The organism is Salinicola rhizosphaerae (assembly GCF_014652715.1).
Classification (GTDB): Bacteria; Pseudomonadota; Gammaproteobacteria; order Pseudomonadales; family Halomonadaceae; genus Salinicola; species Salinicola rhizosphaerae.
In genome coordinates this window covers 238,753-251,817 of the sequence record NZ_BMZI01000005.1, presented here as the reverse complement: position 1 = coordinate 251,817, position 13,065 = coordinate 238,753, and the positions used below count along the sequence as shown (strand labels likewise).

Here is a 13,065-nt window from a genome sequence, read left to right as displayed (position 1 = left end):
GACTGGCCGATGCCCGGCGCCCCACCGTAACGGCTGGTGGCCCCCCGGGCCAGCGGCGGCTTGTTATACTGACGTGCACTTCCTCAAACGTGAGCGCTTATTCATGCAGTCCGGCTGGCCGCGCACGCTGTTGCGCTACTTGTTGATCGTCATCGCTGCCTTCGTCGGACTCTCCGTCCTGTTCGTGCTGATTTTTCGCTTCGTGCCGCTGTTCGGTTCGATGGTCATGGTCGAGCGCAAGGTGGGCTCGTGGATGCAGGGCGAGAACCTGACGATCGATCAGCATTGGGAGCCCTGGTCCCGACTATCGGACAACGCCAAGGTGGCCGTTATGGCGGGCGAGGACCAGCGCTTTCCGGAGCATTGGGGATTCGATGTCGCGCAGATCAAGCGCTCGTTGGCCAACTGGTCCGACGGCGGTGGCCTGCGTGGCGCCAGCACGATCAGTCAGCAGACCGCTCGCAACCTGTTTCTCTGGACCGGCCGCAGCTGGATTCGCAAGGGGCTCGAAGCATGGTTCACGATTCTGATCGAGACGTTCTGGTCCAAGCAGCGCATTCTCGAGGCCTATCTCAACATTGCCGAGTGGGATACCGGCGTGTTCGGCCTGGAGGCGGCGGCGCAGCACTACTTCGGGGTGTCGGCAGCGAATCTGAGTCCGTCCCAGGCTGCGCGCCTTGCTGCCATTCTGCCCAATCCGCGAGGCTGGAGCGCTTCGCACCCCTCGGCCCACGTTCAGCAGCGCGCGGCGTGGATCGAGCGCCAGATGCGTAACCTGGGTGGTGCCGCGTTCCTCGAAAAGCTCGACTGACGCGATTTTCCGGCCGTCAGTCGGCGGCTGATCTTGCACTTTAGTCTTGGTCTTGCCTATCGCCACGCACTTGCGTTTTCGGTGCGAATAGAGCGGGTTAGCCGGCTTGTCGCGTCTTTCGTCAAGCGTTTGTCAGACGCAACTCGCTGTCATGAAATGGAATTCCGTTCCGACGCTGGCTAACCTTGAGTATATCGAAGACCAGCGAGTAACCGGCATCCCACTCCACGGTGGCGCGGCACTCGATATAACAATCATTCGCTCGGAGCGAGCAGGACTCATGGAAGATCTTCAATTCTGGGACTTTGCCGTCATCGCGGCATACTTTCTGGTCGTCACATTCATCGGTTTCAAGACGGCGCGCGGCAAGACCACGCCGGATGAGCTGTTCCTCGCGGGGCGCACGCTGGGGCCGATGGCGATCGGCTTCTCGCTGTTTGCCTCCAACATCTCCTCGGACACCTTGATCGGGCTGCCGGGAGCGGCCTACCAGTACGGTATTTCGGCGGCCAACTACGAGTGGATGGCCGGCGTCGTGCTGATGTTTACCGCCATCTTCGTGCTGCCGGTGCTGATGCGAGCACGCATCACCACCATGCCCGAGCTGATGGAGCGGCGCTTCGACTCCCGCCTGCGCAAGTATCTCTCGGTCATCACGCTGTTCTTGTCGATCATTTTGGATACCGCCGGCACGCTCTACGCCGGTGGCCTGATCGTGACGACCTTCATTCCAGGCACCAATCTCTGGGAGGTCTGCGCGCTGCTGGCGCTGTTCACCAGCATCTATACCGCCGTCGGGGGGTTGCGGGCAGTGGTCTACACCGATGTCATCCAGGCCTGCGTATTGATCGGCGGGTCGGCTGCGATGACTTGGATCATCTTCGGGCATTTCGACTACAGCTGGTCGCGCGTACTCGACGAAGTCAGTCCGGAGAAGCTTTCGCTGATCCGGCCGCTGGATGACCCCAGCGTGCCCTGGCTCGGACTGATTACCGGTGTGCCGATCGTCGGCTTCTATTACTGGACGATGAACCAGTACGTGGTCCAGCGCCTGCTTGGCGCCCGCGACATCCGTGCCGCCGGTCGCGCCTCGGTATTCGCTGCCGCCCTCAAACTGCTGCCGATCTTCATCATGACCATTCCCGGCGCCATGGTCGTACCGCTGCTGCCAGGGCTCGAACACCCCGATCAGGTCTATCCGCGAATGGTCCAGGAGTTCACGCCGACCGGGCTCACCGGGCTGATTCTCGCCGGGCTGATCGCCGCGCTGATGTCGACGCTGTCATCAACGCTCAACTCCTCGGCGACGCTGTTGACACTCGACTTCATCAAGCCGGTTCGGCCCCAGCTCACCGATGCCCAGCTGGCCAAGTGGGGACGCGTCTGCACCTTCATCCTGGCGGCGGTCGCGGCTTCCTGGGGGCCGATGATCCAGTATTTCTCGGGGCTCTGGGCCTATCTGCAGCAGGTTTTCGCTTTCGTGGCTTCGCCGCTTGTCGCCACCTTCCTGATGGGGCTCTGGGTCAAGTCGCTGGGGTCCTCCGCGGCCCTGCGCGGGCTTGCCACCGGGCACGTGCTCAGCGCGATCCTTTTCGTACTGGTGGAAACCGGACTGGTGCCGATTCACTTCACCATCATCGGCGGTATCCTCTGCGCGGCTACGGCGCTCGCAACCTGGTTCTGGATGACGCGGCTCGGAACGAGCGATCGGCCAGCGAGCCAGGACGCGCGAATCGCGGTCATGGCGAAAGAGGGATTGGAGCGGGTACCGCGGGATGTCATGATCGGCATCGCGATCGTGGCGGCACTCACGGCGGTCGTCGTCTTTCTACTCCGGTGACGTGAAGCGCCGCGCTGCTTGCGTCATTTCTCAGGGAGGCCCGGAACGCGCCATGGATACCATTCGACTCGCCATCGTCGGCTACGGCAAGATCGCACGAGATCAGCATCACCCGGCCATCGCGGGCCACACGGGATATCGGCTCGATGCGGTGGCGAGTCGTAACGCCGAGGTCGCGGGCGTTGCCAATTTCGAGAGCCTTGAGGCGTTGCTCGAAGAGGGGCCCGAGATCGACGCTGTCTCGCTCTGTACGCCCGCCACGGTGCGTACCGCCCAGGCGCGTCTGGCGATGGCGCATGGCAAGCACGTGATGCTCGAGAAGCCGCCGGGCGCGACACTGGCAGAGATCGAGATACTTCGCGAAGACGCGCAGCGCTGCGGGGTAACGCTTTTCGCTTCCTGGCACTCACGCCACGCACCTTACGTGGCGCAGGCGCGGCGTTGGCTCACCACCCGCAAGATCCAGCGCGTCGACATCGAGTGGAAAGAAGACGTGCGCGTCTGGCATCCCGGTCAGGCGTGGATCTGGCAGCCGGGTGGCATGGGCGTCTTCGACCCCGGCATCAACGCGCTCTCCATCGCGACCGCCATTCTGCCGAGACCTTTTTACCTCGTCGACGCCCAGCTTCAGGTGCCGGGCAATTGCCAGACGCCGATTGCGGCCTCACTCGATTTCATCGATGGCGTCAATGTACCGATCCACGCCGAGTTCGATTTTCGTCAGGCGGATACGCCGCCGATCTGGGATATCCACGTCGAGACCGACGACGGCCGGCTGACGCTGACCCGAGGCGGGTGCGAGATGCTGATCGACGGGCAGTCGCAAGGCATGCAAGAAGATGCCGAGTATGCCGGGCTCTATGAACGCTTCGCCAATCTGATCCATCAAGGGCAGAGCGATCTCGATGTCTCGCCACTGCGGCATGTCGCGGACGCGCTCACGCTGGGCTATCGGCATACCGTGGATGACTTCGTCGAATAGGCTTTAGCGACGAGCGACGAGCGACGAGCGACGAGCGACGAGCGACGAGCGACGAGCGACGAGCGACGAAAGAGGCCAGCGACATTCGTCACTGGCCTCTTTCGTAAAGAACATCACGCTGAGCATCGCGGCTCGCGGCTCGCGGCTATCGACGCTAGCCGTTCATCGCCTGTGGCAGATACAGCACGATCTCCGGGAAGACCCGCATCAGCGCGATGGCCAGGAGCATCAGCAGGAAGAACGGCGTCGTTGCCTTGGCGATGGTGAAGATGCTCTTGCCGGTGAGCCCCTGGATGACGAACAGGTTGAAGCCGACCGGCGGGGTGATCTGCGAGATCTCGACGACGATGACCAGATAGATGCCGAACCAGATGGGATCGATCCCGGCGGCGCTGACCAGCGGCATGATGATCGAGGTGACCAGCAGGATCATCGAGATGCCGTCGAGAAAGCACCCCAGCACCAGCAGGAACAGTGTCAGCACGATCAGCAGAACCGTTGGCGAGAGACCCATTGCCGCGATGGCGTTGGCGAGGTTGTCGGGCAGCTGCGTGAACGTCATCGCCGAGGAGAGAAACGAGGCGCCGGCAATGATGAAGGCGATCATGCATGAAGTGCGCAGCCCGGCGAACATCGATTCAAGAAAGATCGCCTTATCGAAATGGCCGTTGAAACGCGCCATCAGCATCGACAGCACGACCCCGACGGCCGCCGCCTCGGTCGGCGAGGCCACGCCACCGTAGATGCTGCCGAGAATACCGCCGATCAGGATCAGAAGCGGCACCAGACGCCAGCTGTTGCGGATCTTCTCGCCGAGCGAGGTCGGTGGCTCGGCGTGCCCGGCGCCGCCGTTACGACCCGCGGTCAGCGACCAGATCACCAGATAGATCATGAACAGCGCGAGCAGCAGCAGTCCCGGGCCGATGCCGGCCATGAACAGACGCGAGATGGACTGCTCGGTGACCACGCCGTAGACGATCATCATGATCGAGGGCGGTATCAGCAGGCCGAGTGTCGAGGCGCTGGCCAGCGTGCCGACGGCGAGCGTCTCGCTGTAGCCGCGACGCTCGAGCTCAGGCAACGTCATCTTGCCGACGGTGGCGCAGGTGGCGGCGGAAGAGCCGCAGACCGCGGCGAACAGGCCGCTGCCGATGATGTTGGAGTGCAGCAGCCGGCCTGGGATTCGGTTGAGCCAGGGCGACAGCGCCCGAAACATGTTGTCGGCCAGGCCGGAGCGGAACAGGATCTCGCCCATCCACACGAACATCGGCAGGGCCGTGAGATCCCAGCCGTAGCTGGCGCCCCAGAAATCGGAGGCGAGAATCGGGCCGACCTCGAACGAGGAGAAGCCGGTCAGGGCGATCCAGCCGGTACCCAACAGGGCAAAGGCGATCCACACGCCGCCGCCGAGCAGAAGCGCCAGCGCAAATAGAGTTACCAGACTGAGGGTCAGCACGCGTCGCGTCCTCTCTTGTCGTTGTCTTGGTCGTTGTCGATCAGTCGATCAGCGGGTCATTCGCTCTGAAGATCGCTACTGTCGTCGGGCGCGACGTAGCGTGACGGGGCGACGAGCGCTTGCTTCAGCGTAACGATCAGCGCTTCGAGCAGGGCGATGCAGAGCAGGGCAAGCCCGCTGACCAGTACCGTCTGCGGAATCCACAGTGGAATCGCCATCAGACCGGAAGAGACATCGCCGTAATCGAGGCTCTCCTCAACCAGTCCAATCAGGTTCCAGCCCAGCAGTGCCGAAAGCGCCAGCGCGATGGCGAGACACACCACCTCGCACCAGACACGTGCCGCCGCGGGCAGACGTGCAATCACCAGCGTGACGCGAATGTGGGCGTGGTGGGTGAAGGTGTACGCCAGGCTCAGAAAAGTGGCGCCGACGAGCAGGTACGACGCAATCTCCGACAGGCCACTGATCTCGTAGCCCAGCCGGCTGGCGCCGATGGCGACCAGTAGTGCATCGAGGCAGCGCAGCAGCACTTGCACCGTGACCATGCCGCAGATCGCGAGCATGCAGGCAGCGGCGCCCCAGGCACCGAGCCGGTAGAGCGGGTCGAGTTTGAAGGTCATGAGGTTCACCGACGGGTGGGATGAACGAGTCCCCGCCATCCGATGTGCAGATGACGGGGTCAGGGCGGTGTTACTCGCTCTGCTCGGCCTGCAGCTCGCGGTAGCGCTTGACCAGAGACTTCGCCTGATCGCCGGCGCGCGACTGCCAGTCCTCGAACAGCGTCTGCCCGGCGGCCTGCAGCTGCGCCTTAAGCGCGTCGCTCGGTTCGCTGACGGTAACGCCGTGGGATTCAAGCGCCTCGGTACTCTTGGCGGCGTCATCCTGGCTCATTTGCCAGCCGCGCTGCTCGGCCTTGGCCGCCGCGTCCAGTACCGCTTTTTGAGTCTCCTCATCGAGCCGGTCGAAATCGCGCTTGTTGACGAAGACGATGTTCTTCGGCAACCACAGGTTGGCATCGCTGTAGTGAGAGACGTAGTCCCACGCAGCCATCGATTTGCCCGTCGAAACGGAAGTGATCATGGCGTCGACGCGACCGGTGCTGAAAGCGGTCGGAATATCCGCTTCCTCAGTCTGGGTCGGGATGCCGCCGAGATTCTCGACGAAGCGCTGAGTGTTGATGTTCGGTGCCCGCACGCGCAGCCCCTCGAACTGGGAAGCATCGGTCAGCTCGAAATCCGTGTAGATGCCTTGGGAGGGCCACGGCACGGCGTAGAGCGGCATCAGCCCCTCTTTCGCGAACAGCTGCGTGATGATCGGCTTGGAAGCTTCCCACAGATCGTAGGCATCGGCGTAGCTGCCGGCGAGCCCCGGAAGGGTATCGACCTCGTAGATCGGTGATTCATTGGAGAGTGTGGAGAGGAAAATTTCGCCGGCCTGCACCGTGCCGCGACGCACCGATGGCTTGATCTCGGCGTGGCTGATCAGCGAACCGCCGCTGTGCACGTTGATCGTCAGCTCGCCGTCGGTCGCTGCCTTGACGTCTTCGGCGAACTGTTTGGTGTTCTGGGTGTGGAAGCTGGCGTCGCCGTAGGGCGTGGCGAGGTTCCACTGCGCGGCCATCGCCGGCGTCGCGACGGCCAGAGAGCCAGCCACGGCGAGCGTGAGGAGTGAACGAGTCGATTGGCGCATGTCATACCCTCGGAATTGTTATTGACGGGTTCAGAGTCGCCATCAATCTTCGAATTGGCCGACGATGGGGTCAAATCGTTAATTCTTATCCGAAGTATCGGGCCAGACTTTCACGGATCGTGCTTGGCTATCGCTCACCCCTTGCTGCGCTTCGTGGTGCTGGGCATAGCGGGCGGCGCATTCTTGCGCCAGCTGCGTCAGGCTGCGGCAAAAGCTGGGATAGTTGCTGGTACGCCATATCGCGTCGTAGTACATGGCGGGCAGCGGCGTGGGCAGGTCAAGACGCACCAGCTCGCCGCGCTCACAGGCATCGGCAACGGTGGAAACCGGCAGAGAGCCGATGCCGATGCCGTCGACGCTCATGCGCGCGATGGTCATCAGCGTGCTGACACTATGAATCTTGGGATCGTCGATGCCCTGCTCGGCCAGGTAGGTGACGAGTTCCATGTAGGGGCGCGCCTGCTTGCTGAACGACACGAAGGGAAAACGCGACAGCGCCGAGGCGCCGCCATGATGCAATGTCTCGACGTGCTGTGGCGCCACGAACAGCCCCATCTCGTAGGTGGCGAGTGGCAGTTGCTCGACCGAAAGCCCCGGTGCCACGCCGTCCATGGCGAAGATCATGTCCAGGTCGTTGTCCGCCAGGCGCTGTTGCAGAAACGGCGAGATATCGACCGTCAGTTCGATGGTGAGCTGCGGGTGGCGCTCGGCCAGGCGGGTCAGGAAGGTGCTGAACCAGCTGTGCGCGATGGTCTCGATGACGCCGAGGCGGAGCGAACCGGAGAAATCCTCCTGATTCTGGAATAGACGCAGCGCCTCTTCGCGGTTGTCGAGTAGCCGCTCCGCATGAACGTAGAATTCGCGCCCGCGCAGTGTCGGCTGTACCGGGCGGGCCGAGCGGTCGAGCAAGGATTCGCCGACGGTCGCCTCGAGTCGGGTAATGCGATCCGAGATCGACGGCTGGGTCAGGTGCAGTCGCGCGGCCACCTTGCGGAACGAACCCAGGCGTACGATCCAGACGAACGCTTCCAGCTCCTTGAAATCGAACATGGACTCTCCAAACGAGCGGGCTCCCGATGAGCAGGCTCCCAACGGGCAGGTCGGCCGATTCTTCGCCGCGGTGCGCTGCACGTCAACCACGCCCTGCGCGTTCGACGGGCGGATGAAAGATTGCGCCGATACTGCGCATCGCGAAAAACGATTGGACCCGTTCCCGGCGGCTTTCTTACAGTCCGCTCATGCCTTGTGGCAACGTCGCCCGCGCTACGGGTCGGCTTTCCGGGCCGCCTGCATCGATCGAACCGACTGGCGTCGGCGATGCTCACGAGCTTGCTCCGCGGAATGTCTGCGTCACCGACAACGATTCCCGCCAGCGGCGACGATACGATCCAACGACAACGATACGATCCAACAACAACGATACGAGGTAATGGGATGCGTGTACCCCTGCTCAACTGCGACATGGGCGAAAGTTTCGGCAACTGGTCGCTGGGTCTGGACGATCAGGCGATGCCCTTCGTCGACTGCGCCAATATCGCCTGCGGTTTTCATGCGTCCGATCCGGACGTCATGCGCAGGACCGTCGCTCTCGCGGTCGCCAACGGCGTGCGTGTCGGGGCGCATCCGGGCTACCCGGATCTGACAGGATTTGGCCGCCGCTCTCTCGCCTGCTCGCCGCAGGAGGTCGAGAATCTGATGCTCTACCAAATTGGGGCGCTCGAGGCGATCTGCCGTGCCGAGGGGACGCGCGTCAGCTACATCAAGCCGCACGGTGCGCTCTACAACGACATGGCCAGAGATCATGACTTGCTGCGGGCGGCGATGCGCGCCGTGGCCAGCTACGACCGCGAGCTGCCGCTGCTGGTCATGGCAACGGCCAACCCGGAGCCGGTGCGCGCGCTGGCCGCCGAGATGGGCATTTCGTTGTGGTTCGAGACGTTCGCTGACCGTGCCTATGACGCCGAGGGGCATCTGGTCTCGCGGCGCCAGCCCGGTGCCGTTCATCATGACCGGCGGGTTATCGTCGAACAGGCCGCTGCATTGGCCCGGGGCGATGCACTCGTTGCCAGCGACGGCAGCGCGCTGCACCTGCCAGCGGATACTCTCTGCGTGCATGGCGACAACGCCGAATCGATCGCGGCCGTGCAAGCGATCCGCGAGGCTTTTCAGCAGTTGGCGGCGGGGGAGGCCCGATGAGCGATGCTCAGATTCGAGTGAGCGAGGCCCCCGTGATTCGCCTCGAAACCGTGGGCATGGATGCACTGATGGTGCGGCTGTTCGATGCCATCGACGAAGCTCACATGCCGTGGATTCTCGCCGCCGACCGCGCACTGCGCGAGGGATTCGGGGAAGATCTGGTCGACCTGGTGCCGTCCTACACCACGCTGCTGGTCAATTACGATGTCGAGCGTCTGGATCAGCGCGAGGCCAGCGCGTGCATTCGAGACGCCTTGATCGGGCTTCGTCCGGCTTCGACGGCGGCGGGACGCGAGCATCGCATTCCGGTCTGGTACGACGAGAGCGTCGGCCCGGAGCTTCCACGGATCGCCGAACGCCTTGGCGTGAGCTGCGAGGAGATCATCCGCCGCCACAGCGAGCGGGATTACTGTGCCTTCGCGCTCGGCTTCACGCCGGGTTACGCCTTCATGGGCATGATCGAGGAGGCGCTGGCCACGCCGCGCTTGAAGACGCCGCGCCAGAAGGTGGCCGCCGGCAGCGTCGGCATCGCCGAACGCCAGACGGCCATTTATTCGATGCGCTCTCCGGGTGGCTGGAACTTGCTCGGGCGAACCGCCGTGAAGCTTTTTGATCGTGAGCGTGACGACATCAGTCTTTTTCGGCCCGGTGACCGAATTCGATTCGAACCGATCACTCGCGATGTTTTCATCGAACAGGGGGGCGATACTACGCCGCTGGAGGAGCGCGGATGATGGTCTCGAACGATGATGCCGCGCTCGTCGTCGAGCGCATCGGCCCGCAGGCGCTGGTCGAGGATAGTGGCCGCTTCGGCGTGCGCCATCTGGGCGTGACCCAGGGCGGGGCGCTGGACTGGGTTTCGCTCGGCTGGGCCAACTGGCTGCTGGGTAACGCACCCGGCACTGCCGGCGTCGAGATCGCCATCGGCGGATTTGCGCTGAAGGCGGAGGCCTCGATGACGCTGGCCATCGCCGGCGGCGACCTGGGCGCGACACTGGATGGCGCACCGCTGCCGCCAAACGGCGCCTTCGCGATCGAGCGAGGCCAGACGCTGGCGTTTGCGCAGCCGGTTGCTGGACTGCGAGCCTATCTCGCGCTGCCCGGCGGCGTCGTGGCGGCACCGTTCATGGGCAGTGTCGCTACCGTCGCGCGCGAGCAGCTGGGTGGACTGGACGGTAGGGGTAGCGCGTTGGCCGGTGGCGATCGTCTTCTGGCCGCGGGCACTTGCGCGGCGCCGCGCGAGATGCCGATGGCGCCGGCGCTACCGCGCGAAGACGTGGCGCTCGAGCTGGTGACCGGCGCCCAGATCGGGCATTTCGAAGGTGCCAGCCTTTTTGCGACTTTCAACTCGCCGTGGCAGGTCGACACGCGCGCGGATCGCATGGGCGTGCGTCTGACCGGGCCGGAGCTGCGCTGCCAGCTGGGCGGCATGATCTCGGAAGGCATCCCGCTCGGCGCGGTTCAGGTGCCGCCGGACGGTCAGCCGATCATTCTGCTCAACGACCGCCAGACCATCGGCGGTTACCCGCGTCTCGGCGCGCTCTCACCGCTGGCCTGTGCAGCGCTGGCACAGTGCGCGCCAGGCACCACGCTGACGCTCTCGCCGATAACGCCGCATCAGGCAAGACGGCGTTATCTGGCAACGCTTGCGCAGTGGCGTTGAGCGCCGTGCGCCATCAGTTGCTACCGGCGCGACGCATCGGCATGCGGTCTATGGTGTCGTAGATCTGCTGCAGGTCGATGTCGCCGCGCTGCTCGACCTTCTTGCCGCCATCCTTGCCGACCAGAACGGTCGTCACGCCCTGGTCAGGCGAGACACCCAGCGCCTTGACCAGGGCATCCGTTTCGTACGCGGTCATTGGTTGCCCGTGCCGCGTCCCCTGAGTGCCTTCGATCGTGTAGAGCACCATGTCACGGCTATCGAACTGATCCTGCGAGCGCTCGAGCTGCGCCCTGAGATGTTGATAGGCGGGCGCGTGCGGATCGGGCGTCAGAATGATCAGCGGCCGAAAATTCCATTTGTCCGTCACCAGCGGATTGGCCGGGTTCTGCTGACCCTCATCCGCCTGAGCACCTGCGCCGCCTGCGATGAACGCGCCGGCGAGCAGCGCGCCCGTCATGATCCATGCCTTCATGTTGCTTCTCCTCATGATAAAGATCGTTCGTTCCTCACCGTGACGACACTACGGTCGACAAAGTCCTGGGGTCGACAAAGTCCTGGGGTCTTCAGAGTACCGGGGGCTGCAGACTATCGGGGTTTGCAGAGTACTGGCGGCCCCTCTGTGTCAGTGTCTGCGTCTCGACATCGACCAAAACACCATCACGGTCGGGGCCTCGACAGGGTATGGTAGTAGCATAGGAGATAAGGCAACGCGCCTGCGAGGCGCGGCTAACAGCAGAGGCATTTATCGAGCCAATCCATTTTTTCCATAAAGCCACGAGCTGGCTCGAAGAAGCCAGGCGCTGGTTGATTGCTTGTCGTACGACCACGAGGGTCATGCCATGGCCGACCAAGCTGGATTCGACGTTCCTCCCACGTCCATTGCCGCTCTCCAGGCATTGGCGATCGCCTCGCGAAGAGGCGAAGCCCATTCGCCGAGGCTCACCGCAGGGGCGCTCAAGCTGCTGGAGCAGCTCCTCGCCGCGCCGGAACCCGCCGCCAATCTGAGTATCTCGGCGCTGGCCGCTCAGCACGGCGTCAACGCCTCCAGTCTGACCCGCCTTGCCCATGCTCTGGAGCTTTCCGGCTTCAAGGCGCTGCAGGCGTTGTTCAGAGCCGACGCGACCAACGCGGCTTTCTTCTCGACCCGCGCCGAACGGCTGCTGGATCTTGGTCAGGTGCCGAACGGCAACCGGGCTCCGGGCCAGCAGCAGGCGCTGTGGCAGGAGGAGATGCGTAACCTGTCGCGTACGGCGGAGGGGCTGGATGACGACGCGCTCTTCAGAGCAGCGCGTGCGCTCATCGAGTCCCGTCGCGTGCATATCGTCGGGCAGCGTGCCTGCTTCGCCGGGGCGCACTATCTCGCCTACTACCTCGGTTACCTGCGCAGTGACGTGCGTTTGATCGATTCGCTGGGCGGCATCAACCTGGAGAGCGCCCGCGAGCTGGCAGCGGGCGATCTGGTGGTCGGGATCAGCTACCGGCCCGAGACGCGGGTCAGCGTCGATTACTGTCAGCAGGCGCTGGAGCAGGGGGCAACGCTACTGGCGTTGACCAACCATGCGTCGGCGCGGTTGGCCAGCATGACCGATCTGACGCTGTTGGCTTCGGCCGAGGGCCCGTTCTTCTTCAATCCCATGAGCAGCCTTTTCGTGCTGATCGAGATGCTGCTGTCGCATACCGCGCACGAGCTCGGTGGCGAGGCCGTGGCTTCGATTCGCCGCCGGGAAGCGCTGATCGCCCGCTGGCAGATCGAGTAGCGCCCGGATATCCGCGCGAAGGTGTCCAAAAGATCGTTGACTGGTTACCCTGATCGTCACGCCAGCGCGCGCCGGATTGCTGACGGTGCCGCTTGGCGAATTGCCCAGGAAAACATTAAGTTTCGCGAAGAAACATTTTCTCGGGAACTCTCGTCCGCGAGTGATATCCCAGATGGGCACACGCTATAAATTGAAATTGGAGGTCTTCATGCAAAGGATCACTGCCATCATCGCCGCAGCCACACTGACCGCTGGCGTCGTCAGCGTACCGGCCATGGCGCAGGACACAGCCCAGAGCGGTTCACAGGCGCAGCAGGCGCCGGCCAAGAACTTCTCCGACGATCAGCTGCATCAATTCGCGGATGCGTCGCAGGATATCGCTCAGATCTCCCAGAATTACACCCAGCAGCTGCAGAACGCCTCCGACCAGGGCGAGCAGCAGAAGATTCGCCAGCAGGCGAATGAAGAGATGGTCTCTGCCGTCAAGGGTAGCGGGATGACCGTCGAGCAGTTCAACTCCATCGGTCAGGCGATTCAGCAGGACCCGCAGCTGATGCAACGTGTACAGGGTATGGTGCAGCAGAAGCAGCAGTAACTGATAGCGTCAGCCCGATCGAGAACCGCCAGGTGCGGTTCTCGATGCCACCAGCAGTCAGTGACCATCTGGTGGG

13 protein-coding genes are annotated in these 13,065 nt (G+C 63.5%); 8 read left to right on the top strand and 5 right to left on the bottom strand.

Annotated elements, in window-relative coordinates:
* Positions 1-103 precede the first annotated feature (103 nt).
* From mtgA to IE125_RS12590, 3 genes are all read left to right on the top strand, one after another.
* Positions 104-811, top strand: coding sequence for a monofunctional biosynthetic peptidoglycan transglycosylase (gene mtgA / locus IE125_RS12600; RefSeq protein ID WP_189445026.1), 708 nt, complete (start codon positions 104-106; stop codon positions 809-811).
* 280 nt (positions 812-1,091) lie between these two features.
* The gene (locus IE125_RS12595; protein ID WP_189445025.1) at positions 1,092-2,651 is read left to right on the top strand and encodes an SLC5 family protein; all 1,560 of its coding nucleotides are present in this window, start codon (positions 1,092-1,094) and stop codon (positions 2,649-2,651) included.
* 52 nt (positions 2,652-2,703) lie between these two features.
* Complete coding sequence (locus IE125_RS12590; RefSeq protein WP_189445024.1) at positions 2,704-3,633, top strand: Gfo/Idh/MocA family protein; 930 nt, start codon at positions 2,704-2,706, stop codon at positions 3,631-3,633.
* 154 nt (positions 3,634-3,787) lie between these two features.
* Here the strand turns inward: IE125_RS12590 and IE125_RS12585 are convergent, their stop codons facing one another.
* The 4 genes from IE125_RS12585 to IE125_RS12570 all read right to left on the bottom strand — a co-directional run bounded on the left by IE125_RS12585 (position 3,788) and on the right by IE125_RS12570 (position 7,828).
* Positions 3,788-5,089, bottom strand: coding sequence for a TRAP transporter large permease (locus IE125_RS12585; RefSeq protein WP_189445023.1), 1,302 nt, complete (start codon positions 5,087-5,089; stop codon positions 3,788-3,790).
* A gap of 56 nt (positions 5,090-5,145) precedes the next feature.
* On the bottom strand, positions 5,146-5,709 hold the full coding sequence (locus IE125_RS12580) for a TRAP transporter small permease (protein ID WP_189445022.1): 564 nt from the start codon (positions 5,707-5,709) through the stop codon (positions 5,146-5,148).
* A gap of 70 nt (positions 5,710-5,779) precedes the next feature.
* Complete coding sequence (locus tag IE125_RS12575; RefSeq protein WP_189445021.1) at positions 5,780-6,778, bottom strand: TRAP transporter substrate-binding protein; 999 nt, start codon at positions 6,776-6,778, stop codon at positions 5,780-5,782.
* A gap of 78 nt (positions 6,779-6,856) precedes the next feature.
* The gene (locus tag IE125_RS12570; RefSeq protein ID WP_189445020.1) at positions 6,857-7,828 is read right to left on the bottom strand and encodes a LysR family transcriptional regulator; all 972 of its coding nucleotides are present in this window, start codon (positions 7,826-7,828) and stop codon (positions 6,857-6,859) included.
* 384 nt (positions 7,829-8,212) lie between these two features.
* Here IE125_RS12570 and IE125_RS12565 point away from each other — a divergent pair, with 384 nt between their 5' ends.
* The 3 genes from IE125_RS12565 to IE125_RS12555 are packed head-to-tail and all read left to right on the top strand — an operon-like array spanning position 8,213 to position 10,637.
* A complete protein-coding gene (locus IE125_RS12565; RefSeq protein ID WP_189445019.1) occupies positions 8,213-8,974 on the top strand; it encodes a 5-oxoprolinase subunit PxpA in 762 nt (253 codons plus the stop codon).
* Positions 8,971-9,708, top strand: coding sequence for a 5-oxoprolinase subunit PxpB (gene pxpB / locus IE125_RS12560; protein ID WP_189445018.1), 738 nt, complete (start codon positions 8,971-8,973; stop codon positions 9,706-9,708). Before IE125_RS12565 ends, pxpB begins: the two co-directional genes overlap by 4 nt.
* Positions 9,705-10,637, top strand: a complete 933-nt coding sequence (locus tag IE125_RS12555; protein ID WP_229809090.1) for a 5-oxoprolinase subunit C family protein — start codon at positions 9,705-9,707, stop codon at positions 10,635-10,637. The genes pxpB and IE125_RS12555 overlap by 4 nt, the downstream gene beginning before the upstream one ends.
* 13 nt (positions 10,638-10,650) lie before the next feature.
* On the opposite strand, the gene IE125_RS12550 is transcribed toward IE125_RS12555, so the two are convergent.
* On the bottom strand, positions 10,651-11,109 hold the full coding sequence (locus IE125_RS12550) for a DUF4174 domain-containing protein (RefSeq protein WP_229809089.1): 459 nt from the start codon (positions 11,107-11,109) through the stop codon (positions 10,651-10,653).
* A 367-nt stretch (positions 11,110-11,476) separates the two neighbouring features.
* Between IE125_RS12550 and IE125_RS12545 the strand changes: the two genes are divergently transcribed.
* Both IE125_RS12545 and IE125_RS12540 read left to right on the top strand, forming a co-directional pair.
* Entirely contained in the window at positions 11,477-12,394 is a 918-nt protein-coding gene (locus IE125_RS12545; RefSeq protein ID WP_189445017.1) for a MurR/RpiR family transcriptional regulator, read from the top strand.
* Between the two features lie 208 nt (positions 12,395-12,602).
* Positions 12,603-12,989 (top strand): DUF4168 domain-containing protein, encoded by a 387-nt coding sequence (locus IE125_RS12540; protein WP_189445016.1) that lies wholly within the window; start codon positions 12,603-12,605, stop codon positions 12,987-12,989.
* Positions 12,990-13,065: the final 76 nt, after the last annotated feature.

What these genes read in the sequence shown, in the direction of transcription:
- IE125_RS12580 (WP_189445022.1), bottom strand. Translation starts at nt 5,709, where the DNA reads ATGACCTTCAAACTCGACCCGCTCTACCGGCTCGGTGCCTGGGGCGCC.
- IE125_RS12590 (WP_189445024.1), top strand. Translation starts at nt 2,704, where the DNA reads ATGGATACCATTCGACTCGCCATCGTCGGCTACGGCAAGATCGCACGA.
- pxpB (WP_189445018.1), top strand. Translation starts at nt 8,971, where the DNA reads ATGAGCGATGCTCAGATTCGAGTGAGCGAGGCCCCCGTGATTCGCCTC.
- IE125_RS12555 (WP_229809090.1), top strand. Translation starts at nt 9,705, where the DNA reads ATGATGGTCTCGAACGATGATGCCGCGCTCGTCGTCGAGCGCATCGGC.
- IE125_RS12595 (WP_189445025.1), top strand. Translation starts at nt 1,092, where the DNA reads ATGGAAGATCTTCAATTCTGGGACTTTGCCGTCATCGCGGCATACTTT.
- IE125_RS12540 (WP_189445016.1), top strand. Translation starts at nt 12,603, where the DNA reads ATGCAAAGGATCACTGCCATCATCGCCGCAGCCACACTGACCGCTGGC.
- IE125_RS12570 (WP_189445020.1), bottom strand. Translation starts at nt 7,828, where the DNA reads ATGTTCGATTTCAAGGAGCTGGAAGCGTTCGTCTGGATCGTACGCCTG.
- IE125_RS12550 (WP_229809089.1), bottom strand. Translation starts at nt 11,109, where the DNA reads ATGAAGGCATGGATCATGACGGGCGCGCTGCTCGCCGGCGCGTTCATC.
- IE125_RS12545 (WP_189445017.1), top strand. Translation starts at nt 11,477, where the DNA reads ATGGCCGACCAAGCTGGATTCGACGTTCCTCCCACGTCCATTGCCGCT.
- mtgA (WP_189445026.1), top strand. Translation starts at nt 104, where the DNA reads ATGCAGTCCGGCTGGCCGCGCACGCTGTTGCGCTACTTGTTGATCGTC.
- IE125_RS12575 (WP_189445021.1), bottom strand. Translation starts at nt 6,778, where the DNA reads ATGCGCCAATCGACTCGTTCACTCCTCACGCTCGCCGTGGCTGGCTCT.
- IE125_RS12565 (WP_189445019.1), top strand. Translation starts at nt 8,213, where the DNA reads ATGCGTGTACCCCTGCTCAACTGCGACATGGGCGAAAGTTTCGGCAAC.